Origin of the sequence: Variovorax sp. NFACC27, assembly GCF_048301545.1 — a bacterium.
Classification (GTDB): domain Bacteria; phylum Pseudomonadota; class Gammaproteobacteria; order Burkholderiales; family Burkholderiaceae_C; genus Variovorax; species Variovorax gossypii.
Map to the genome: position 1 here is coordinate 4,993,740 of NZ_CP157613.1, position 21,711 is coordinate 5,015,450.

Genomic DNA, 21,711 nt, shown 5'->3' on the forward strand with positions numbered 1-21,711 from the left:
TCAGATCCACCCGGTGTTGGTCAGGCCAGGCAGGTTGATGGCCAGGAATTGCGTGAACATCCAGAACACCGGTGCGGAAATGACTGCGCCGGTGACGAAATCGGTCACCCAGGTGCGGGGTGCGTTCACGCCGGCCTGCCCGCTCGCGCGGCGCAGCCCCTGCACGGCCAGCAGGTAGCACAGCGTGCAGCTCAGGATGAAGCCGAGCGTGGTGATGAGCGCCGCGTTGAGCAGCAGGCCCGCCGACACCCAGATGAAACCGGGCCAGTAGGCATGTTCAGCGCCAGAGGGAGCGTCGAGCTCGCGGAAGCCGCCGGTGCGCGCCTCCCACAGGATCCAGGCGCCGCACAGCATGAGCACCACGGACACCAGCCAGGGCAGAAAGTTGGGGCCGACGCCGCCGTAGCCCGCGTCGGAAGAAATGCCGATGGCACCGAAGGCCAGCGCGATGCCGGTCACCAGCACGCCGATGCCGACCAGGGTTTGCGGCCAGGTGACCGCGGGTTGCGGCGGGGCCGAGGAGTCTGGAGTTGCCATTTTTTGCTCCCGCATTCAGGGGAAAGAGAGCCCCTTCGAGGAACACCGAGGAACCGGCTCTGCCGGGCCTCAGGTGTTGCCCCCGGTAGGGGGTTGGCGAAGCGACACGAAGTGCGCGCAGCCTGGGGGCGAGCCTTGTTCAGACCATGCCGGACTTGGTCATGATGGCGCGCAGGCTCGCGAAGTCGTCGTCGACGAACTTGGCGAAGGCTTCGCCCGACAGCACGGCCGGCGTCCAGTCGTTCTTCTTGAGCGATTCGGCCCACGACGAGCTCTTCATGGCGGCCAGCACCATGTCGGTCAGCGCCTTGCGCTGCTCGGCCGAGATGCCGGGAGCGCCGTAGACGCCGCGCCAGTTGCCGATCTCCACGTCGATGCCCTGCTCCTTCAGCGTGGGCACGTTCACGCCCGGCAGGCGCTGCGCGGAGGTGACGGCGATGGGCTTCATCTTGCCGGCGGCGATGTACTCGGCGAACTCGCTGTAGCCGCTGCCGCCGATGGTGACGTTGCCGCCCAGGATGGCGGCGGTGGCCTCACCGCCCCCACGGAAGGCGACGTAGTTGATCTTGGACGGATCGGCGCCGACCTTCTGCGCGATCATGGCCGCGGCGATGTGCTCGGTGGATCCGCGCGAACCGCCGCCCCACTTGACGCTGCCCGGGTCCTTCTTGAGCTGCTCGACCACGTCCTTCATGGACTTGAACGGCGAGTTGGCCGGCAGCACGAACACGTTGTATTCGGTGGTCAGGCGCGCGATGGGCGTGGCCTGCGACAAGTTGACCGGCGGCTTGCCGGTGATGATGCCGCCCAGCATGACCGAGCCCATGACCATCAGCGCGTTGGCGTCGCCCTTGGAGCCGTTGACGAACTGGGCCAGGCCCAGCGCACCGGCAGCGCCGCCCTTGTTGTCGTAGGTGACGGTGTCGGCGACCTTCGCGTCCGTCAGCGCCTTGCCCAGCGCGCGGCCGGTGGTGTCCCAGCCGCCACCCGGGTTGGCCGGGATCATCATCTTGACGTTGGCGCCCGCCCGCGCGGACAGTGGCAGGGCCCCGGCGGCGGCCAGTGCGGCCAGTGACTTCAGAAAGGTGTCGCGACGCATGCGTGTCTCCTGGATTGGAAGGAATTTGAAAGGAAGCTGACTTTTAGCTGAGCGCTATCATGCGCCGCCCCGCTGTCAGTTGGCTGTCCGCCAGACTGGGGAAAACACCAAAGTACGCACCCCCGACGCCACCGTATGAAGCTGCTGCTGGTCGAAGACGACCCATCGATGCAAATCACCCTGCAGCGCACCCTCGGGCGCCGCCGGATCGATGTGCGCGTCTGCGGCGACGGCGCCGAGGCCGTCGCGCAATGGCGTGCCATCGAGCCCGACGTGGTCGCCCTCGACCTGAGCCTGCCCAACGTCGACGGCCTTCAGGTGCTGGCCCAGGCCCGTGCCGAAGGCCTGCGCACGCCGGTGCTGCTGCTGACGGCGCGCGGCACCGTCGGCGACCGCATCGTCGGCCTGAACGCCGGCGCCGACGACTACCTGCCCAAGCCCTTCGACCTCGACGAACTCGAGGCCCGCATCCGCGCGCTGCGCCGACGCAGCCACGGCGTTGCCGGGCAGGACGCGGGTCTCAACCCGCAGGAGATCGGCGGGCTGCGCTTCGAGCCCGACAACGGTGCCATATACAACCGCGCCGAACTGCTCGAACTCACGCCGCGCGAACTGGCGCTGCTGAAGGCGCTGATGATGAAGCCCGGCCATGCCGTGACCAAGGAACGCCTCTTCGAGCTGGTGTTCCCGGGCGAGACCGACGTGCAGTACGAGGCCATCGAGGTGGTGGTGTACCGGCTGCGCAAGAAGCTGGTGGGCACCGGCGCCGTGCTGATGACGATGCGCGGGCTGGGTTATCTCCTGCGCCCCGAGACATGACACGCCGCAAGCCCGTTCGATGACCCGTGCGATCTCGTTGCGTGCCCGGCTGCTGCTCGGCATCCTCGCGCCGGTGGCCGTGTTCATCGTGATCAACAGCGTGAGCCTGTATCGCCAAAGCCTGGCGGCGGCCACCACGGCCTACGACCGCACCCTGCTTGCCTCGGCCAAGACCATCGGCGAGCAGCTCGACGTGGAGGGCTACGACGACATGGCGCGGCTGCGGGCCATCGTGCCCTACTCCGCGCTGGAGGCCTTCGAGGCCGACAACCGCAGCCGTCTCTTCTACCGTGTCTCGGCACTCGACGGCGAGATGATCTCCGGCTTCGCCGAGCTGCCCTTCTGGCGCGGTCGCATCCCGGACCGCAGCGCCTATGCGGCGTTGGTCGACTTCTACGACGCGCAGTTCCGCAACCAGCCGGTGCGCGTGGCGGTGCTGCTGCAGCCGGTGGCGAGCGCGACCGGCCGCGGCATGGCCGTGGTCCAGGTGGCCGAGACGCTGGAGCTGCGCGAGACGCTGGTGCGCAAGCTGCTGGTCGACATGCTGTGGCGCCAGCTGCTGTTGATGGGCGTGATCGCGCTGGTCACGGTGTTCGTGGTGCAGCGCGCCACGCGGCCGGTGCGCGAACTGGGCGAAGCCATCGAGAAGCGCCAGGCCGACGACTTCTCGCCCATCGACGCGCCCGACGCGCCGCGCGAGCTGCGCCCGCTGGTCGACGCCACCACCCAGGTCATGGGCCGCCTGCAGCGGCTGCTGGACCACCAGAAGCGCTTCGTGCGCGACAGCGCCCACCAGCTGCGCACGCCGCTGGCGGTGCTGAAGGCGCAGGTGCAGTCGGCGCAGCGCGGCGACGTGGCGCCCGAACAGGCGCTGGAGGAAATCAGCGGCACCGTGGACCGCGCGACCACGCTCGCCAACCAGATGCTGTCGCTGGCCAAGGTGGAACAGCTGCGCCAGCAGCCGGAATCGGTGACGCTCGACCTGGGCGACGTTGCACGGAACATCGCGCTCGACCTGTCGCCGCTGGTGGCCGCCAAGGCGCTCGACTTCGAGCTCGCCATCGAGGAGCCCGTGCCGGTGCGCGCCCACCAGTGGATGCTGCAGGAGCTCACGCGCAACCTGCTGCACAACGCGATCAAGCAGAGCCCGGCGGGCGCCGCGCTGTCGGTGGCTGTGCGCGCGGAAGGCCCCGACGCCGTGCTCGTCGTGCGCGACTGCGGCCCCGGCATCTCGCCAGAACTGCGGCAGCGCCTGTTCGCGCCCTTCGCGGCGGGAAGCACGTCGAGCGGCTCGGGGCTGGGCCTGGCGATCTGCCGCGAGATCGTGCTGGCGCTGGGAGGAAGCATCAGCCTCGACAACCGGAGCGCGCCCGGCGGCGCCGAGCGCGTGATCGGACTGGACGCGGTCGTGCGCCTGCCGCTGTACCAGCCGCCGCACCGGCCGCTGTAGCGGGCCGTCTCGCGGCACAATTCCTGATCTCCACTTCCCCACATTCATGGACCGTCTGCGCATCGACAAATGGCTCTGGGCCGCCCGCTTCTTCAAGACGCGCTCGCTGGCCGCGGAGGAAATCGGCAAGAACCGCGTGCAGGTGAACGGAGACATCGCCAAGGCCTCGCGCGAGGTCAAGGCCGGCGACACCGTCGCCATGCGCATGGGCCCGCTGACGCGGACCGTTACGGTGCGCGGCCTCAGCGGCCAGCGCGGGCCGGCGCCGGTGGCGCAGCAGCTCTACGAGGAAACGGCCGAGAGCCTGGCGGCACAGGCTGCGTTCAGGGAAATGCGCCGCGCGGGCATCGAGCCGGCCCTGGCCATCGAACAGGGCCGCCCCACCAAGCGCGACCGGCGCGAGCTCGACGGCGCGGTGCGCCGGCACACCGACTGGGACAGCCGCTGGAGCGCCTCGCTGCCGCCCGAGGACGACGAGCGCTGACGGCCGTCCGCCGGGTCGATCGCTTACGCTGTGGGCTTCGTTGTTCTTCACGGAGTCCCGCTTCATGGCCAGCTTCAAGAAATACCGCGTCGGCGGCAAGTTCAAGCTCTCGCACGTCGACCCCGGCGACACGCCCTTCTGCGAAGGCGACGAAGCCACGCAGCGCGCCGAAGTCGACGCGCTGGCGGTCGAGCTCGACGAACTGCAGGACCTGCTGAATGCCGAAGGCCGGCGCAAGCTGCTGCTGGTGCTGCAGGGCATGGACACCAGCGGCAAGGACGGCACCGTGCGCTGGGTGTTCTCGCGCACCTCGCCGCTGGGCGTGCGCGTGACGGCCTTCAAGGCGCCGACCGTGGACGAACGCGCGCGCGACTACCTCTGGCGCTGCCACGCAGCGGTGCCGCGCACCGGCGAGATCATGGTGTGGAACCGCAGCCACTACGAGGACGTGCTGGTGCCCGTGGTCGAAGGCTGGATCGACAAGGCCGAGGCGAAGCGCCGCTACGCGCAGATCAACGACTTCGAGCGGCTGCTCACAGAGACCGGCACCGTGGTCGTCAAGTGCATGCTGCACATCGACAAGGACGAGCAGCGCGAGCGCCTGCAGGCGCGCATCGACACGCCAGGCAAGCAATGGAAGTTCAGCATGGACGACCTGGAAGTGCGCACCAAGTGGAGCGCCTACCAGCAGGCCTACCAGAACGCGCTGGCCGCCACGTCGACGGAGCATGCGCCCTGGTACGTGGTGCCCGCCAACAGCAAGCGGCACCGCAACGTGATGATTGCCCAACTGCTGGTGAAGACGATGCGTCAGATGAAGCTCAAGGCCCCGCCGCCGGACCCGGCGCTCAAAGGCATGATCGTCAAGTGAGCCCGGGGCCGGCGAAGCGGCCCGGCCCGGAACTCAGGCTCAGGAACGGCGGATGACCGCCTGCGCCAGCACGCGGCACTTGCCGAACTCGCAGCGCACCGCCCAGGTTCCGCCGTTGTCGCAAGGCACGTTGTAGGTTTCGTAGCCGGGGCCCTTGGCCGTGAGTTCGGCGCGCGGCTGGATGTTGCAGCGGCCGGCCTTGGCCAGCGTCTCGACGTTGTAGGTGTCGACGCCCGTGCGGCGCGGCTTGACGATGACGCCCGGGTCGAAGGTGTTGCCGTAGAACGAGTCGCGCACGTTGGGATCGAGGTTGCGATAGCCGCGCTTGGCCATGCAATGCACGATGGCGATCTGCTGGTGCTCGGCGATGAGTTCGGAGCTGGGGCGGCCGTTCCAGTCGATGATGGCGGCGGTGATGCCGGTGTACGACGCAGCGGCCACGATGCCCTGGCCATGCACGGTGATCAGCCCCAGGCCCAGCGCGCCCCACATGGCATCGCCGGTTTCACTGCGTGCCGAGATGCGATTGGCGGCGGTGCGGCAGTCGGCCACGTCGTTGTCGTAGCGAACCTTGTCCACGCCTTCCATGGCGACCATGGGCACATAGGAAGTGCCCCTGCCCGTTCCGGGCTCCGTGGGCGTGGTCGGTGCACTGGCGCAACCGGCCAGGGCCACGGCGACGAACGCAATGCTCAGCAGCAGCTTCATGCAATCCCTCTTCTTCTTCGCGATAGTTGCGCGGATTTAACCATACATATAGTTACTCTTGAATCACCTTGTCGTGAATGCACGACGACGGCACCCTGCCCGGCACATGCGACGATGCCCTGCAGAAGTCACACCCGCCACATGAAGATCGAGACCCCCGGCACATTCCTTTCCGCCCTTGCCGCCGCTGCCCTGACAGCCGTCCTGGCAGTACCTCCGAAAACGGCTGCAGCCCAGCAGACGACACCCGCCGACCTGGCCCGCAGGAACGCCTGCATGGCCTGCCACGGCCTCGTCCACAAGCAGGTGGGCCCGGGCTTCGTGCAGATCGCCGAGCGCTACCGCGGCGACGGCGAAGCCGCGGCGCGCCTCGCCGGGAAGATCCGCGACGGCAGCGTGGGCACATGGGGCCGTGTGATCATGCCCAGGCAGACGCAGGTTTCGGAGGCCGAAGCACGCGCCCTGTCGCAATGGATCCTGTCGCAACAGCCGCCACGCTGAAAACCCCAAGGGAGCAAAACTGCTTCCGGATGGTTACAAAGTGAGAAAATAGGTTACATGCCTCGCGTCGGCTCCGGACGCGGCCCATGCCCCTGCACCTCTTGAACTACCGTCCCGCGCCCTTCTTCGCCAACGTGGTGCTCGTCATTTCGATAGCGCTGCTGGGCATCATCGGCGTCTTCCTGGTCGGGGCGACAGGCCTGCAGCAGTCCGACGCGCTGCAGCACCTGACCAGGGCGGACTGGCAGGTCGACGACGCATCGGGCTTCAGCGCCCCGCCGCCCACGCAGGAAAGCAGCACGCTGCCGGACAGATGGAAGCCGGTCGAGCTACCCCTGGCACTCCCCATCGCGCTGCTGAGCCAGGCCGAGAACACCTCGACCACCACGACACGCACCACCTGGATCAGGCTGAGCACCCGCGGCCTGCACGCGGGCCCGGGGCCGCTGGCCCTGTACGGCGCGCGCATCAAGACCGACGGCACCATCGCGGTCTATGTCGACGGCCAGCTGGTCCATCGTGCGCAGCAGTCGGGCCCGCTCTGGAACAGCACCCGCACTCCGCTGTGGGTCCAGCTCGACGACAACAGCGTCGGCAAGGCGCCGCCCCGCGAGATCCTGCTGCGCCTCGAGCACACCCGCAGCGCGCAGGTGGCACTCTCGTCGCTGTGGCTCGGCCCCGTCGACGCACTGAGGGGCCGCCACGGGATGCGCCAGTGGCTGCAGCAGGAGCTCCCCGCGATGCTCGGCGCGGCATTCATGGCAGTGGGCGTGTTCGCGCTCTTCGTGTGGTTCAGGCGCCGCGACGAGACGGGCTACCTGCTTTTCTTCAACCTCGCGGCCACTTCCTTCATGCGGGGGCTGCATTTCTACGTGAGCCTGCCGGTCCTCAACGACTGGTTCGCATGGCTGACCGTCAACTCGCTCTTCTGGCTGGTGATGGTCGTGCACTTCTTCCTGCGGCAGCTTCATGGGCGGCAGCTCGCATGGCTCACCCGCGGCGTGGTCGTGACGACGGCGGCCATCGGCATCGTCACGATTCCCGGTCTGGCCATCGTGCAGAACACGCCGCAGGTGACGCCGCTGATCTACGCGATCGCGGCGCTCATGGGCACGGCAGTCTGTTTGGTCGGCGCCGTCAGCGCGTGGCGCCGGTCCACCGAAGGCCGGCTGGTCGCGGTCGGCATCGGCATCTGCGTGCTGCTGGGCGTCACCGACTGGCTGCTGCAGAACAACTTCATCAGCCCCGAGGGCTGGTACCTCGGGGCGTACACCAACGCCGTCACCTTCAGCGTGTTCGGCGTGCTGATGTACCGCCGCTACATGCACGCCATCGGCGAAGTCGAGCAGCTCAACGCGAGCCTCGCGCAGCGCCTGCAGAAGCGCGAAGCCGAGCTGGAAGTCAGCCACCGCCGGCTGCGCGAAATCGAGCGCCGGCAGACCATCAGCGACGAGCGCCAGCGGCTGATGCAGGACATGCACGACGGGCTGGGCTCCTCGCTGATCAGCGCCATCCGCTCGGTAGAGGGCGGCGGCATGAGCGACGACAAGGTCTCGCAGATCCTCAAGAGCTGCCTCGACGACCTGAAGCTCACGCTCGACTCGCTGGAGCCGGTGGAGGCCGACGTGCTCCTGCTGCTGGCCACGCTGCGCTACCGGCTCGAACCTCGCCTCGAAGGCACCGGCGTCTCGCTGCGCTGGGAAGTGCAGGAACTGCCCGCGCTGGAATGGCTGGACCCGTCGAGCGCGCTGCACATCCTGCGCATCGTGCAGGAGAGCATCTCGAACATCCTGCGCCACACGCGCGCGACGGAGATCCGCGTGGCCACCTCGTTCGACGGCGCGGGCGTGTCCGTGACCATCGAGGACAACGGACAGGGCTTCGACATCGACAAGGCAATGGCCTCCTCGTCCGGCCGCGGCCTGCAGAACCAGCGGCGACGCGCTCGCTCGATCCACGGCACCGTCGACTGGGAATCCCGGCCGACGGGAACGCGGTTCGTGCTGTGGCTGCCCCTGCGGCGCGAGGCCCAGGCGGCTTGAGGGACAAGCCGCGCCGGACGGCCGACTACAGCCGATCGACGGGAATCTTCAGATAGGCAACGCCGTTGGCCTCGGCGGGCGGAAGACTCCCGGCGCGGACATTGACCTGGACCGAGGGCAGCATCAGGGCCGGCATCGCCAGCGTGGCGTCGCGCGCACGGCGCAGGGCCACGAACTCCTCTTCGCCGATGCCGTCGCGCACGTGGATGTTGCCCTCCCTTTGCGCGGCCACGGTGGTGCCGGGCGCCGGCTCGCGCGAGGCAGGCGGGTAGTCGTGGCAAAGGTAGAGACGGGTGTCCCCGGGCAGCGCGAGCAGCCGCTGGATGGAGCGATAGAGCTGGCGTGCGTCGCCGCCGGGAAAGTCGCAGCGTGCCGTGCCTACGTCGGGCATGAAGAGCGTGTCTCCCACGAACACTGCCGCGGGCCCTCCGGCCGGGTCCTCCACGAGATAGGCCACGTCCGCGGGCGTGTGGCCGCCTGCGTGGAGAGCCCGGGCCTGCAGCCGGCCGATGCGGAATGCCTCGCCGTCGGCAAACAGATGCTGGAACTGCGAACCGTCCACCGCCAGGTCTTCGGCATTGAAGACGCCCCGGAACACCCGCTGCACCGCGGTGATGCCGCTGCCCACTGCCAGCGTGCCGCCGAAGCGCTTGCGCAGATACGGCGCTCCCGAAAGGTGATCGGCATGCGCATGCGTCTCCAGCAGCCATTGCAATGTCAGCCCTCGTCGCGCGATCGCCTCGGCCACCGCGTCCACCGGGGCGGGGTCGGTCCGCCCCGAATTCGCCTGGTAGCCCATCACCGGGTCGATGACCGCGCAGGAGCCTGCACCGTCATCGACCAGATAGGAAAAAGTCGAGGTGGCAGGGTCGAAGAAGTGCTGGATCGTCAGTTCGGCTCGGTTCATATAATGAAAGCAATTTCATTGAACGAAATAAATTATATGACCCGCGATCCGGAATCGGTCCTGGCAGCCCACCTCGCGGCCATGCAGGGCCGCCCTCTTGCCCAAGCTACCCGCGACCGCCTGGCGCAGGCCATGCTCGACTGGTTCACCGCCGGGTGGTCCGCGATCGGCATGGCCGGCGCGACCGCGTTGCACCGGCTTTCCGCCGCCAGCATGCCGGGGCAAGGCCCGGCTCCGGTCTTCGGTGGCCCCTCTCTGCAGCCGCTGGCCGCGGGCTTCGCCAACGCCGGCATCGCCCATCTGCGCGAGATCGACGACGCACACCGCGCCGCGATGCTGCACCCTGGCGTGGTCGCCATCTCGCCAGTGATGGCGCTGGCCGCGACACAACCGCTGCCGATGCGGCGAGCTGCCGACGCGATCATTGCCGGCTACGAGGTGGCGCTGCGCGTCGGCGAAGTACTGGGCACGCGCCACGCCGCCGGCTTCCACGCCACCGCCACCGCCGGCTGCGTGGGCGCGGCGGCCGCGAGCGCGGTTGCACTGGGCTTGCCGCAAACGCAGTTGCACCACGCGATGGGAATCGCGGCGACGCAATCCGCCGGCCTGTGGCAACTGGTGGACGACGAGGCGCACGAATCGAAGTCGCTGCACCCGGCCTTCGCCGTGCGCAACGGCATGATGGCCGCATGGGCTGCGCAGGCGGGCTTCCCCGGCGCGCGTGCCTTCGTCACCGGGCGACGCGGCCTCTACGCACTCCTGCAAGGAGACGGCCCGCTGGCAGCGCTGGACGGCGAGCTCGACGCGCCCGAACGGCTGAACACCGCCACCATCAAGGCCTGGCCCTGCTGCGCCCAGCTGTTCACCCCGCTGGATGCCGCGCGCGAAATCATGGACAGGCACCGCCTCGCGCCGCACGAGATCGAGTCGGTGGACGTGACCATCTTCCCGCACGCGCTGAAGATCGCCGGCGTGCACTGGCCGTCCAAGGCGGCGGAGACAGCCTTCTGCCTGCGCTACGTGATGGCCACCCTGCTGTTGAGCGGCCGACTGGGCATCGAGGACATGGAGACGCCCGACCTGCACTCGCCGACGCTGCTCGCGCTGGCCGAACGCGTGCATGTCGCGACGGACGACGGCTTCCAGCGGGCCTTTCCGCGGAAACGCCCCGCCCGCGTGACCATCACGATGCAGGACGGCCGCAGCTTCAGCTCGCTGCGCGAACTGCGCCGGGGAGATCCGGAAGACCCCTTCGACTGGCCGCAGCTGCAGGCACGCATGCGCGCATTCGTCCCGGCGATGACCGATGCGCAGGCCGTGCGAACCTCCGACTGGTGCGCCACCTTCGCAGATGCATCGCGGGACGACGAGCCTTGCCTGCCGTCGCCCGAACTCTTCGGCCGCTGAGACCGCGCCCCGGCGTCAGGCCTGCACCGGCCTCCAGCCGCTCGGGGCCTTGCTGGCGAACCCCTGCAGGGCCAGTTCGTGCCGCACGATCTCCGCGGCCTTGCGCTGGGCCGCCACGCTATGGCGCGACGCCAGGCCGATGACCACCAGCGCGCCGAGAAAGGTGCCATCGCCGTCGAACACCGGAAGCGCGACCGATGCCATCTCGGCGACGCGCTCGGCGCGCGTCATCGCATAGCCCTTCGCATCGATCTCGGCCTGATGCTCCGTGGTGCCGCCGGTGAAGGCCAGGAGGATGTGGGCCGAAGAACCGCCGGCGGAGAGCGGAATGCGCGTTCCCACCTCGACGTGGTGGCGCACCTCCCTGGCCGTGTTCTCACGGTAGAGGCACACACGCTCTTCCCCGCTGCGGATGTAGAAGGCCACGGTCTCGCCGGTCTGCCGCATCACCTCGTGCAGCACCGGCTGCAGCCGCGTGCCGAGGTCGAAGGTGCTGCGGTAGAGCATGCCCATGTGCAGCAACGCCGGACCGGGCGCGTAGCTGCCGCTGTCGAAGCGATGAATCATCCGGGCGCGCGTCAGCACGCCGAGCAGCCGCAGCAGCGTGGCCTTGTCCAGGCCCGTGCACTCGGCCAGCTCGCGCAGGGACATGCGCAGCCGGTCTTCGCTGAAGCACTCGAGGATGGAAATGCCCCGCTCCAGCACTCCGGCGGGAGGCTTGGGTCCGACGGACGCTGCGGTATCGATTTCTTGGTTTTTCATGGTGGGCGCTCCGGGCTGCGGATTATCCGGGTTGACAGTTGCCGCCTGCGATCCTACAGTTTCATTCATTGAAGTTTGTTTTATTCATTGAAACAAACGAGAAAACGAAGAGACAACCCGCCGCCCAGCGGCGCAGCCATCGCGGAAGCGCGCAATCCATGTCGAACCCTGCCGATCCATTCGTCGAAGAGCTCCGTGCAATCACAGGCGCGGCCCACGTGCTCACCGACGACGCATCCACGGCGCGCTACGTCGGCGACTGGCGCCGCAACTACCCTGGCGCCGCACGAGCCGTCGTGCGGCCTGCGAGCACCGAGGAGGTTTCGCGCGTGGTCGCCCTGTGCGCGACATGGGGAGTTCCCGTGGTGCCGCAGGGCGGAAACACTGGGCTGGTGGGCGGCTCCACGCCGGACGCGTCGAGCCGCGAAGTCGTGCTGAGCCTCGACCGCATGACCAGGGTGCGCCGCGTGGACCCGCTCGACAACAGCATGACCCTGGAAGCCGGCTGCACCGTGCTCGCGGCGCAGGAAGCCGCTGCCGCCGCCGGCCGGCTCTTTCCGCTTTCGCTGGCGTCCGAAGGCAGCGCCACGGTCGGCGGCGTGGTCTCGACCAACGCCGGCGGCGAACAGGTACTGCGCTACGGCAACACGCGCGACCTGACCCTGGGCATCGAGGTCGTGCTGGCGGACGGTCGCGTGCTCGACGCATCGGGAGCGCTGCGCAAGGACAACACCGGCTACGACCTGAAGCAGCTGTTCATCGGCGGTGAAGGCACGCTCGGCATCGTGACGGCGGCCACCTTCAAGCTCCATGCAAGGCCGGACAAGGTCGTCACCGGCTGGGTGGCCGTGCGCGATCCGCAGGCAGCCGTGGAACTGCTGGCCCGCCTGGGCGACGCCGTCGGCGAACGGGTGACGGCCTTCGAGCTGATCGGACGCGAGGCGCTGGCCCAGGTGCTCGCGCACGGCACGCCCGGCATGCGCGACCCGCTGGCGGGCGTGCACGCCTGGGCCGTGCTGTTCGACGTTTCCGAGACCTCCGCCCTGCTCGACCCGACGCCCGCGGTGGAAGACGCACTCGCCGGCACGATGGAGCAAGGCCTCGTGCTCGACGCGGTGCTCGCCGCATCCGGCCAGCAGGCCCATGCGCTGTGGGCTCTGCGCGAACACGTGCCCGAGGCCCAGCGGCTCGACGGACCGTCGATCAAGCACGACATCTCCGTCGCCGTGTCGCGCATCCCCGAATTCATCGCCGAAGCCGGCGCCGCGCTGGAAGGCCTGCTTCCCGGCATTCGCGTGGTCTGCTTCGGCCACGTGGGCGACGGCAACCTTCACTACAACCAGAGCAAGCCGCCCGGCATGTCCGACGCAGCGTTCCGCGCGCGCGAGGAAGCCGTGCACGACGTGGTGCATGCGATCACCGCGCGCATGCAGGGCTCGATCTCCGCAGAGCACGGCATCGGGCGTCTCAAGCAGGAGGCCTTCCTGCAATACAAGCAGCCCGTCGCGCTGGAACTGATGGCGCGCATCAAGCATGCGCTCGACCCCGCGAACACCTTCAATCCGGGGCGAGTGTTGCCCCTGCCCGTCGCCACCTCGCGCCCTTCTTCCCTCTAGCACTTCAGGACTCACATGCCCGTTTCCGTTTTCGACATGCAATCGCTCCAGCACCTGTGGGGCACCGACGAACTGCGCAGGATCTTCGGCGAGGAGAACCGCGTGCAGAAGTGGCTCGATTTCGAAGCCGCGCTGGCCGCCGCGCAGGCCGAGCTGGGGATCATCCCGCCGGCCGCCGCACGCGAAATCGCGATGCAGGCACAGGTGGAGAACATCGACATCGCCGCGATGTCGGCCGAGATCCGCCGCATCAAGCACTCGCTGGTGCCCGCGCTGAAGCAGCTGCAGTCACGCTGCTCGAAGGGAAACGGCGAGTGGGTGCACTACGGCGCCACCACGCAGGACGTGGTGGACACCGGCGTGGCGCTGCAGCTCAAGGAGTTTCACGCCGTGGCGCTGCGCGACATCAAGGCGGTCGGCAAGGAGCTCGCCCGTCTCGCGACCACTCACCGCGACGTTCCGATGGCCGGCCGCACGCACGGCGTGCAGGCCCTGCCCATCACCTTCGGCCACAAGTGCGCGGTGTGGCTCGACGAGCTGGGCCGCCATCACGAGCGGCTCGTGCAGGCCGCCCCGCGCGTGCTGGTGGGCATGCTGGCCGGCGCCGTGGGCAGCCAGGCATCGCTGGGCCCGAAGGCCGAGCAACTGGAACACCTGATGCTCGACAAGCTGGGCCTGGGCACGCCCGCCATCAGCTGGGCGCCGGCGCGCGACCGCTTCACCGAGTACGCCAACCTGCTGGCCATGCTGGGTGCCACGCTCTCGAAGATCGGCAACGAACTCTTCAACATGCAGCGCAACGAATTCGGCGAAGTGGAAGAAGGCTTCTCGGACGGCAAGCTGGGCTCGTCGACCATGCCGCACAAGCGCAACCCGACATCGGCCGAGAACCTGGCCGGGCTGTCGCGCCCGCTGCGCTACAACGCCGCGATGATGGTCGAGGGCATGGTCCAGGAGAGCGAACGCGATGGCATCGCCTGGAAGATGGAATGGAAGGCGCTGCCCGAGTGCTGCATGATCGCCGGCGCCATGCTGTTCCAGGCGAAGAACCTGCTGGCCGGCCTCAAGGTCAACGCCGACGCGATGGCCGCCAACCTCGACCGGATGCGCGGCTACCTGCTGTCCGAGCGCGTCATGCTGGAACTGTCGGAGCGCGTGGGCAAGCAGACCGCGCACGAATGGATCTATGAAGCCTCGATGCACGGCATCACGTCGAAGCTCGACTTCGCCGACGCCATGCGCAGCCATCCCGGCCTCTCGAAGCTGCTGAGCGACGCCGAGATCCGCGACCTCACCGATCCGCTGCAGTACCTGGGCCAGTGCGGCGCCACCGTCGACCGCGTCATCGAGCAGCAAAAAGCCTGGCTGCAGGACTGAGCCGCCGCGCCTGAATCGCCGAACGGCACCCACAAGAGCAAAACGGAGACAGCCCATGACAACCTTTGCAAGCGCAACCATGCGCCGACGCCGCATGGCGCTGGCATTGGCCGGCCTGCTGGGCCTGGCGGCCATGCCGGCATTCGCCGCCTATCCCGAGCAGCCGGTCAGGCTGGTGGTGGGGTTCCCTCCCGGCGGGGGCGGCGACCTGTACGGCCGACTGATCGCCAACGCACTCGGCAAGACGCTGGGGCAACCCGTGATCGTCGACAACCGCGCCGGAGCCGGCGGCAACATCGCGGCGGACGCGGTGGCCAAGGCGAAGCCCGACGGCTACACGCTGCTGCTCGCGATGAGCGGCAACCTCGCGGTGGCGCCCGCCATCAGGCCGCAGGCCATCCCGTACAAGGTGCCCGAAGACTTCACGCCCGTCGGGCTGATCCTGGAAGCGCCGCACGGCCTGTTCGTCGCCCACAACTCGCGCTTCAGGACGGCGCGCGAACTGCTCGACGCGGCCCGCACGCAGAAGCTCAGCTTCGCCTCCACGGGCGCCGGCGCGGCCGCGCACATCGGCATGGAGATGGTCAAGAAGGAAGCCGGCGTCGAGATGCTGCACGTGCCCTACCGTGGCTCGGGCCCCGCCATCACCGACATGCTGGGCGGCCAGGTCGACTGTTTCTTCGCGACCGCCTCGCCGCTGGTCGGGCAGGTGCGCCAGGGGCAACTGCGCCTTCTCGCCATCACGGGCAATGCGCGCAACCCCGCGATTCCCGACGTGCCCACCTTCAAGGAGCTGGGCGTAAACGTTCCCGTGACCCAGTGGTACGGGCTGGTCGCGCCGGCGGGCACGCCCGCGCCGGTGGTGAAGTACCTGGCCGACCACCTGGGCCGTGCGCTCGCCACGGCGGAAGTGCGCGACGCGATCCGGCGCGATGCAGCCACGGAGCACAACCTGCCGATGGACGGCTTCGGCAAGTTCATCCAGGAAGACATCGCGCGCTACAAGGGCGCCGCCACGCCCGCCCTGCTCAAGGAGATCTCGCCCTAGGCGAGGCACGCAGCCCCTTCCTCCCGCACCTTTCACCGACTCTTCTCCTCCATGATCTTCGACACCCTGATTTCCCCCGACCAACTCGCCGCGGCACAGAAGCAAGACCCCGCGCTGCTGCTGCTCGACTGCAGCTTCGAACTCACGGACCTGCAGGCGGGTCAGCGCGCCTACGACGCAGGGCACATCCCCGGCGCCTTCTACCTGCACCTGGAACACGCGCTGTCCGCCGCCAAGACCGGACGCAACGGCCGCCACCCCCTGCCCTCGCGCGAAGCCTTCGCAAGGACCATGGCTGCGATGGGCCTGAACGCCGACGCGCAGGTGGTGGCCTACGACAACGCCGGCGGCATGTACGCCGCGCGCCTGTGGTGGATGCTGCGCTGGGCCGGGCACCGGCAGGTCGCCGTGCTCGACGGCGGCATCGCCGCCTGGAAGACCGCCGGCCACGCGCTCGACACCGAAAAGCCGGCACCGCGCCCCGAGGGCAGCTTCAGCCTGAAGGCTCCGCTGGTCGCGACGGTGTCCTATGACGAGGTCCTGGCCAACATCGACGACACGCAGCGGCTGGTGCTGGACGCCCGCGCACCCGATCGCTTCCGCGGCGAGAACGAAACGATGGACCCGGTGGGCGGGCACATTCCCGGCGCGCGCAACCGCCTCTTCAAGGACAACCTGGGCCCGGACGGCCGCTTCAAGGCACCGGCCCTGCTGCGCAGCGAGTTCGACGCCATCACCGGCGGCCGCCCCGCCGCGCAGCTCATCAACCAATGCGGCTCGGGCGTGACCGCCTGCCACAACCTGCTGGCGATGGAAGTCGCGGGACTGCGGGGCGCGGCGCTGTACCCCGGCTCCTGGAGTGAATGGAGCGCCCAGCCGGGCGCGCCCATCGCTACCGGCGCGGCCTGAGCCCCCATCGAGCGATCACAAGAACAGACTGGAGACACCCGTGCAAAGAATCCCTTCGATCGGACGCTGCTTCCGCATGCTCGCCGCGGCATGCCTGGCAGGCGCCGCAACGGTGGCCATGGCCGCCGGCTATCCCGAGCAGCCGATCCGGCTGCTGATCGGCTTTCCTCCGGGCGGAGGCGGCGACCTCTACGGCCGCACCATCGCCAACGAGCTGGGCAAGCACATCGGCAAGCCCATCGTGGTCGACAACAAGCCGGGCGCGGGCGGCAACATCGCGGCCGAGCTGATGACGCAGGCCAAGCCCGACGGATACACCCTGCTGCTGGCGATGAGCGGCAACGTCGGCAGCGCGCCCGCCATACGCCCCAACCTGCCCTACAAGGTGCCCGACGACTTCGTCTTCATCAGCCAGCTGGTCGAGACGCCCTACGGGCTGGTCGTCAGCGGCAACTCGAAGATCAAGACCATCCAGGACTACATCGCCGCAGCCAGGGGCGGCAAGCTCACCTACGCATCCACCGGTGCCGGCGGCGCGGCGCAGATCGTGATGGAAATGGTCAAGCAGCAGGGCAACCTCGACATCCTCCACATCCCCTACAAGGGATCGGGCCCGGTCATGACCGACCTCATGGGTGGGCTGGTCGACAGCTTCTTCGCGCCCTATACGCCGCTGATGGGACAGATCAGCAGCGGCAAGCTGCGGCTGCTGGCAGTGAGCAGCGAGAAGCGGATCCCGGGCATGCCCGACGTGCCCACGCTCAAGGAATCGGGCATCGACGTGGTCATGACCCAGTGGTACGGCCTGGCAGCCCCCAAGGGCACGCCCAAGCCCGTCATCGACAAGATCGCCCAGTCCGTGAAGCAGGCCATGCAGGCGCCCGAGGTGCTGCGCGTGTACCGCGCGGACGGCGCCCAGGAAGCGACGCGTACCGGCACCGCCTTCAGGGACTTCGTGCTGCAGGACATCGCCAACTACAGGCGCGGCGTGGAGCGCGGCAATCTCAAGGTGGAGTGACCCGCAGGTGCCCTCGTCGTCCATCACTGCGCCGGAACCCGGCACCGCCATGCGCCCGCACAGCGCCCATTGGGGCGTCTTCTCCGCGGGCTGGAAAGACGGCGCGCTCGTCGTGCGGCCGCACCCCGGCGACCCGGACCCGAATCCGCTGATCGAGAACTTCGCGACGGCCGTTCATCACCGCGCACGCGTCACCACGCCCATGGTGCGCCGTGGCTGGCTCGAGCGCGGACCGGGCCCCGATGCGCGGCGCGGCGAGGACAGCTTCGTTCCCATGGCCTGGGACGAGGTCCTGGACCGGCTGGCGGCCGAACTGCGGCGCGTGCAGCGCGAGCACGGTTGCGAGGCCATCTTCGGCGGCTCCTACGGCTGGTCCAGCGCGGGGCGCTTTCACCACGCGCAGAGCCAGGTCCACCGCTTCCTGAACACCACGCTGGGTGGCTACGTGCGCTCGGTCAACAGCTACAGCGCCGGCGCTTCGGGCCCGATGCTGCCGCACGTCATCGGCACCATGGAGGAAGTGGCAAGGCGCAACGTGACCTGGGAGCAGATCGTCGAGCACACCGACGTGGTGCTGGCCTTCGGGGGCATGGCGCTCAAGAACTCGCGCGTGGCCTCGGGCGGGATCAGCCGGCACGTCGAGCGCGAGTCCATGCGCGCGGCCGCGGCACGAGGCTGCCGCTTCGTCTCCATCAGCCCGCTGAAGAGCGATCTTCCCGAGGAGGCTGCCTTCGAATGGCTGAGCGCCGTGCCGGGCACCGACACCGCGCTGATGCTCGCGCTGGTCCACCAGCTGGTGACCGACGGCTCGCACGACCGCGACTTCATCGAACGCTATTGCGACGGCTGGAGCGCCTTCGAGGATTACCTCATGGGGCGCAGCGATGGCATCGCGAAGAGCTGCGACTGGGCCGCCCCCATCTGTGGACTGCCCGCGACGCAATTGACGCAGCTGGCCCGCGACCTGGTCGGCAAGCGCGTGCTGGTGGTGGTCTCGCATTCGCTGCAGCGCTCCGAGCACGGCGAGCAGCCCGTATGGATGGGCGCGGTGCTGGCCGCCGCGCTCGGCCAGCCCGGGCTGCCCGGCGGCGGCTACAACTACGCCCTGGGCACCCTGGCGCACTACGGCAAGCGCAACAACGCCGTCCCCACTTCGGCGCTGCCCCAGGGCGACAACGGGGTCAAGGCGTTCATTCCGGTGGCCCGCATCAGCGACATGCTGCTGAACCCCGGCCAGCCCTTCGACTACAACGGCAAGCGCCATACCTATCCGCACATCCGGCTCGCCTACTGGGCCGGCGGCAACCCGTTCCATCACCACCAGGATCTGCGGCGCCTGAGCGAGGCCTTCCGCACGCTCGACACCTTCGTCGTGCACGAGATCGCATGGACCGCCACCGCCCGCCACGCCGACATCGTGCTGCCCTGCACGATGACCCTGGAGCGCGAGGACATCGGCGCCACGCCCACCGATCCGCTGATGGTGGCCATGCACCGCGTCTGCGAGCCCCACGGGCTCGCGCGCGACGACTACGACATCTTCTGCGACCTGGCTCGGCGCCTGGGCGGGCTCGAAGCCTTCAGCGAGGGGCGCGACACGCGCGCATGGCTCGCGCACCTCTACGAGCGCACGCGCGCGGGCCTCGAGGCACTCGGCCTCGAAGCGCCGGACTTCCAGGCTTTCTGGCAGCGCGGCGAGATCACGCTGCCGCAGCGGGAGGACGACGGCGGCATCCTGCGCGCCTTCCGCAACGATCCAGAAGGAGCCCGGCTGGCCACGCCCAGCGGCAGGATCCAGGTCAGCTCGCCCACGGTGGCGGGCTTCGGCTACGCGGACTGTCCCGGCCATCCGGCGTGGCTGCCGCCGAAGTTCGCGCCTGACGCGGTCCATCCGCTATGGCTCGTGGCCAACCAGCCGCACACCAAGCTGCACAGCCAGCTCGACTTCGGCGCTCACAGCCAGGCCAGCAAGCGCAACGGGCGCGAGGTCTGCACCATGCACCCCTCGGCGGCGGCCGCGCGCGGCATCCGCGAGGGCGACATCGTCCGTCTCTTCAACGAGATCAGCGCCTGCCTGGCCAGCGCGCACCTGTGCACGGACATGCGCGAAGACGTCGTGCAGCTGCCCACGGGCGCCTGGTATGACCCCGTGCTCGACGCCAGGAACAGGCCGATGTGCGCGCACGGCAATCCGAACGTTCTCACCCGCGACATCGGGACATCGTCGCTGGCGCAGGGATGCGCCGGACAGCTGAGCACCGTGCAGATCGAGCGCTTCGACGAAGCGCTGCCTCCGATCCGGGCCTACGATCCGCCGGAGGTCACTGCTCGTTGAGCGCCGCGCGCGAGACGATGTCTCGCAGGTCGGCTCCGTCGGCCAGCGTGCCGATCACGCCGGCATGCCGGCCTCCAAGGCGCGACTCGATGAAGCGCTGCGCGACCGCGCCGTCGCTGTGCCTGAGCATCTCGCTCGCCTGGAGCGCAAGGGCCATGCGCGTCACGATGGCTCGCGAGTTGCCCTCGTCGATCGCGCCCGCACCGAGATCGTCGCGCAGGCTGGCGATGAACTTCGCATGCGCGGCGTTGCCCGCCGCCTGCGGTACCGACACCTCGTCGAGGAAGACTTCGAGCGCGCCCTTCTCGCGTCCCAGCGCGCGCACCACGTCCATGCACATCATGTTGGTGGTGCCTTCCCAGATCGAGTTGAGCGGCGCCTCGCGATAAAGCCGCGCGATCGGGTTCTCCATGATGAAGCCGTTGCCGCCGTGCACCTGCAATGCCTCGTAGACGAAGTACGTCGCACGCTGGCAGTTCCAGTACTTGACCACCGGTGTCGCCACGCGGGCCAGAAGCCGCTCGCGTTCGTTCGATTCCATGCCGTCGGTCGCGCGCGCGACGCGCATCGCCGACAGCATGGCCGCTTCGCTTTCGAGCGCGAGGTCGGCCAGCACGTTGGTCTGCATGGGCAGGTCCGCCATGCGGCGGCCGAAGCCGTCGCGCGTCGATGCGTGGCCTATCGCCAGCGTCAGCGCCTGCCGCATGAGGCCGGCCGAGCCGACCGCGAAGTCCAGCCGCGTCAGGTGCGCGTGCGTGAGGATTTCTCGGATGCCGCGTCCCTCCTCGCCGACCAGCATCGCCCAGGTCTTGTTGAACTCGACCTCGCTCGATGCGTTGGAGCGGTTGCCGCACTTGTCCTTCAGCCGCTGCACCGCGACGCGATTGGCGCTGCCGTCCGGCAGGAAGCGCGGAACGAAGAGGCAGCTCACGCCCGATTGCGTTCGTGCCAGCGTGTAGAAGCCGTCGGAAGTCGGAACCGAGAAGAACCACTTGTGGCCCGTGATGCTGTAGACCTGCACGCCGTTGTCGGTGCCGACGAAGGCCGCCGTGGTCTGCGTCTGGCGCAGGTCGGAGCCGCCCTGCTTCTCGGTCATGGCATAGCCGATCACCGCGCCGGTCTTCTGCGAAAGAGGCAGGCGGCGTGGGTCGTACCGGCCCGAGAGCGTCTTCTCTCGCCACAGCGCGAACTCCGGCCGCCCTTCGAAACCGGCGCACGCAGCGTACGCCATGCCGGTGGGGCAGCCAGTGCCGTTCTCGACCTGGTTCCACAGGTAGCTCAGCACCGCGCGCGCGAAGTGGCCCGAGTGTTCAGTGGTCGTCCATGCAAGGCTTGGCACGCCATGCGCAAAGGCCAGGCTCATCAGCTGGTGCCATGCGGGATGGAACTCGACCCAGTCCAGCCGGTTGCCGAAGCGGTCGTGCGTGCGCAGTTGGGGGTTGTGCTCGTTGGCGAGCCGAGCGAGGTCCTGCACCTGTTCGTCGCCTGCCAATGCACCCACGGCCGTCGCGTTCGGAATGCTCCATGGTGCATGCTTGCGAGCTAGTTCCCGTAGAGCCACGTCGCCCGTGAACGCGTTGTGGCCGATGCAAGGCTCGGCCTGGTTGAATACCTTGTGCGTTTCGACGCCGTCGGCCAGCGAAAACTGAAACGCCAGTTCTGTGCTCTCGAGAGGCATGTTCATGAAGATCTCCATGGAATGGCTTTGCGCCGCGCAGCATGGTGAATCATTCGCCGCGATTCGTGAACCTGATCTTTCCCGGTGCGACGCATCGCGTTCGAACGGAACGCGGACGGAATGCAGACGGCCCGCAAAATGGC

Annotated in this window: 19 protein-coding genes; 13 read left to right on the forward strand and 6 right to left on the reverse strand. The window is 68.6% G+C overall.

Annotated features, from left to right (window positions below; translation table 11 throughout):
* Together ABL840_RS23400 and ABL840_RS23405 are read right to left on the reverse strand one after the other, a co-directional pair.
* Window positions 1-537, reverse strand: a complete 537-nt coding sequence (locus ABL840_RS23400; RefSeq protein WP_093306236.1) for a tripartite tricarboxylate transporter TctB family protein — start codon at window positions 535-537, stop codon at window positions 1-3.
* Between the two features lie 139 nt (window positions 538-676).
* On the reverse strand, window positions 677-1,636 hold the full coding sequence (locus ABL840_RS23405; protein ID WP_093202664.1) for a tripartite tricarboxylate transporter substrate binding protein: 960 nt from the start codon (window positions 1,634-1,636) through the stop codon (window positions 677-679).
* 135 nt (window positions 1,637-1,771) lie between these two features.
* Here ABL840_RS23405 and ABL840_RS23410 point away from each other — a divergent pair, with 135 nt between their 5' ends.
* The 4 genes from ABL840_RS23410 to ABL840_RS23425 all read left to right on the forward strand — a co-directional run bounded on the left by ABL840_RS23410 (window position 1,772) and on the right by ABL840_RS23425 (window position 5,260).
* Window positions 1,772-2,455 carry a response regulator transcription factor gene (locus tag ABL840_RS23410; protein ID WP_093202666.1) on the forward strand — a complete coding sequence of 228 codons (684 nt, stop codon included), beginning with the start codon at window positions 1,772-1,774 and terminating at the stop codon, window positions 2,453-2,455.
* 19 nt (window positions 2,456-2,474) lie between these two features.
* Window positions 2,475-3,905: a sensor histidine kinase gene (locus ABL840_RS23415; RefSeq protein ID WP_093306234.1), complete on the forward strand. Its 1,431-nt coding sequence runs from the start codon at window positions 2,475-2,477 to the stop codon at window positions 3,903-3,905.
* A gap of 46 nt (window positions 3,906-3,951) precedes the next feature.
* Window positions 3,952-4,389, forward strand: coding sequence for an RNA-binding S4 domain-containing protein (locus ABL840_RS23420; protein WP_093306232.1), 438 nt, complete (start codon window positions 3,952-3,954; stop codon window positions 4,387-4,389).
* Window positions 4,390-4,453: 64 nt separating this feature from the next.
* Window positions 4,454-5,260 (forward strand): PPK2 family polyphosphate kinase, encoded by an 807-nt coding sequence (locus tag ABL840_RS23425; RefSeq protein ID WP_093306230.1) that lies wholly within the window; start codon window positions 4,454-4,456, stop codon window positions 5,258-5,260.
* A 39-nt stretch (window positions 5,261-5,299) separates the two neighbouring features.
* Here the strand turns inward: ABL840_RS23425 and ABL840_RS23430 are convergent, their stop codons facing one another.
* Complete coding sequence (locus ABL840_RS23430) at window positions 5,300-5,968, reverse strand: hypothetical protein (RefSeq protein WP_093306227.1); 669 nt, start codon at window positions 5,966-5,968, stop codon at window positions 5,300-5,302.
* A gap of 141 nt (window positions 5,969-6,109) precedes the next feature.
* Between ABL840_RS23430 and ABL840_RS23435 the strand changes: the two genes are divergently transcribed.
* Together ABL840_RS23435 and ABL840_RS23440 are read left to right on the forward strand one after the other, a co-directional pair.
* Window positions 6,110-6,469: a c-type cytochrome gene (locus ABL840_RS23435; RefSeq protein ID WP_093202678.1), complete on the forward strand. Its 360-nt coding sequence runs from the start codon at window positions 6,110-6,112 to the stop codon at window positions 6,467-6,469.
* 101 nt (window positions 6,470-6,570) lie between these two features.
* On the forward strand, window positions 6,571-8,511 hold the full coding sequence (locus tag ABL840_RS23440; RefSeq protein ID WP_418116375.1) for an ATP-binding protein: 1,941 nt from the start codon (window positions 6,571-6,573) through the stop codon (window positions 8,509-8,511).
* A gap of 25 nt (window positions 8,512-8,536) precedes the next feature.
* On the opposite strand, the gene ABL840_RS23445 is transcribed toward ABL840_RS23440, so the two are convergent.
* Complete coding sequence (locus ABL840_RS23445; RefSeq protein WP_093306222.1) at window positions 8,537-9,418, reverse strand: MBL fold metallo-hydrolase; 882 nt, start codon at window positions 9,416-9,418, stop codon at window positions 8,537-8,539.
* 36 nt (window positions 9,419-9,454) lie between these two features.
* Here ABL840_RS23445 and ABL840_RS23450 point away from each other — a divergent pair, with 36 nt between their 5' ends.
* Complete coding sequence (locus tag ABL840_RS23450) at window positions 9,455-10,825, forward strand: MmgE/PrpD family protein (protein WP_093306220.1); 1,371 nt, start codon at window positions 9,455-9,457, stop codon at window positions 10,823-10,825.
* Window positions 10,826-10,840: 15 nt separating this feature from the next.
* Here the strand turns inward: ABL840_RS23450 and ABL840_RS23455 are convergent, their stop codons facing one another.
* Window positions 10,841-11,587 carry an IclR family transcriptional regulator gene (locus tag ABL840_RS23455; protein WP_240651995.1) on the reverse strand — a complete coding sequence of 249 codons (747 nt, stop codon included), beginning with the start codon at window positions 11,585-11,587 and terminating at the stop codon, window positions 10,841-10,843.
* A gap of 158 nt (window positions 11,588-11,745) precedes the next feature.
* On the opposite strand from ABL840_RS23455, the gene ABL840_RS23460 reads away from it, so the two are divergent.
* The 6 genes from ABL840_RS23460 to ABL840_RS23485 are packed head-to-tail and all read left to right on the forward strand — an operon-like array spanning window position 11,746 to window position 19,890.
* Entirely contained in the window at window positions 11,746-13,203 is a 1,458-nt protein-coding gene (locus tag ABL840_RS23460) for an FAD-binding oxidoreductase (protein ID WP_093306219.1), read from the forward strand.
* A 15-nt stretch (window positions 13,204-13,218) separates the two neighbouring features.
* Entirely contained in the window at window positions 13,219-14,580 is a 1,362-nt protein-coding gene (gene purB, locus ABL840_RS23465) for an adenylosuccinate lyase (RefSeq protein WP_093306217.1), read from the forward strand.
* 55 nt (window positions 14,581-14,635) lie between these two features.
* Window positions 14,636-15,628: a Bug family tripartite tricarboxylate transporter substrate binding protein gene (locus ABL840_RS23470; RefSeq protein ID WP_093306215.1), complete on the forward strand. Its 993-nt coding sequence runs from the start codon at window positions 14,636-14,638 to the stop codon at window positions 15,626-15,628.
* Between the two features lie 51 nt (window positions 15,629-15,679).
* Window positions 15,680-16,537 (forward strand): sulfurtransferase, encoded by an 858-nt coding sequence (locus tag ABL840_RS23475; RefSeq protein ID WP_093306213.1) that lies wholly within the window; start codon window positions 15,680-15,682, stop codon window positions 16,535-16,537.
* Window positions 16,538-16,577: 40 nt separating this feature from the next.
* A complete protein-coding gene (locus tag ABL840_RS23480) occupies window positions 16,578-17,555 on the forward strand; it encodes a Bug family tripartite tricarboxylate transporter substrate binding protein (RefSeq protein WP_418115984.1) in 978 nt (325 codons plus the stop codon).
* A 49-nt stretch (window positions 17,556-17,604) separates the two neighbouring features.
* Complete coding sequence (locus tag ABL840_RS23485; RefSeq protein ID WP_093306209.1) at window positions 17,605-19,890, forward strand: molybdopterin-dependent oxidoreductase; 2,286 nt, start codon at window positions 17,605-17,607, stop codon at window positions 19,888-19,890.
* On the opposite strand, the gene ABL840_RS23490 is transcribed toward ABL840_RS23485, so the two are convergent.
* Window positions 19,877-21,574 carry an acyl-CoA dehydrogenase family protein gene (locus ABL840_RS23490; protein WP_418115985.1) on the reverse strand — a complete coding sequence of 566 codons (1,698 nt, stop codon included), beginning with the start codon at window positions 21,572-21,574 and terminating at the stop codon, window positions 19,877-19,879. The genes ABL840_RS23485 and ABL840_RS23490 overlap by 14 nt on opposite strands.
* Between the last annotated feature and the right edge of the window lie 137 nt (window positions 21,575-21,711).

Coding starts and splice junctions, on each gene's coding strand:
- ABL840_RS23485 (WP_093306209.1), top strand. CDS start 17,605: ATGCGCCCGCACAGCGCCCATTGGGGCGTCTTCTCCGCGGGCTGGAAA.
- ABL840_RS23430 (WP_093306227.1), bottom strand. CDS start 5,968: ATGAAGCTGCTGCTGAGCATTGCGTTCGTCGCCGTGGCCCTGGCCGGT.
- ABL840_RS23410 (WP_093202666.1), top strand. CDS start 1,772: ATGAAGCTGCTGCTGGTCGAAGACGACCCATCGATGCAAATCACCCTG.
- ABL840_RS23475 (WP_093306213.1), top strand. CDS start 15,680: ATGATCTTCGACACCCTGATTTCCCCCGACCAACTCGCCGCGGCACAG.
- ABL840_RS23405 (WP_093202664.1), bottom strand. CDS start 1,636: ATGCGTCGCGACACCTTTCTGAAGTCACTGGCCGCACTGGCCGCCGCC.
- purB (WP_093306217.1), top strand. CDS start 13,219: ATGCCCGTTTCCGTTTTCGACATGCAATCGCTCCAGCACCTGTGGGGC.
- ABL840_RS23490 (WP_418115985.1), bottom strand. CDS start 21,574: ATGAACATGCCTCTCGAGAGCACAGAACTGGCGTTTCAGTTTTCGCTG.
- ABL840_RS23400 (WP_093306236.1), bottom strand. CDS start 537: ATGGCAACTCCAGACTCCTCGGCCCCGCCGCAACCCGCGGTCACCTGG.
- ABL840_RS23450 (WP_093306220.1), top strand. CDS start 9,455: ATGACCCGCGATCCGGAATCGGTCCTGGCAGCCCACCTCGCGGCCATG.
- ABL840_RS23460 (WP_093306219.1), top strand. CDS start 11,746: ATGTCGAACCCTGCCGATCCATTCGTCGAAGAGCTCCGTGCAATCACA.
- ABL840_RS23445 (WP_093306222.1), bottom strand. CDS start 9,418: ATGAACCGAGCCGAACTGACGATCCAGCACTTCTTCGACCCTGCCACC.
- ABL840_RS23415 (WP_093306234.1), top strand. CDS start 2,475: ATGACCCGTGCGATCTCGTTGCGTGCCCGGCTGCTGCTCGGCATCCTC.
- ABL840_RS23425 (WP_093306230.1), top strand. CDS start 4,454: ATGGCCAGCTTCAAGAAATACCGCGTCGGCGGCAAGTTCAAGCTCTCG.
- ABL840_RS23435 (WP_093202678.1), top strand. CDS start 6,110: ATGAAGATCGAGACCCCCGGCACATTCCTTTCCGCCCTTGCCGCCGCT.
- ABL840_RS23470 (WP_093306215.1), top strand. CDS start 14,636: ATGACAACCTTTGCAAGCGCAACCATGCGCCGACGCCGCATGGCGCTG.
- ABL840_RS23420 (WP_093306232.1), top strand. CDS start 3,952: ATGGACCGTCTGCGCATCGACAAATGGCTCTGGGCCGCCCGCTTCTTC.
- ABL840_RS23455 (WP_240651995.1), bottom strand. CDS start 11,587: ATGAAAAACCAAGAAATCGATACCGCAGCGTCCGTCGGACCCAAGCCT.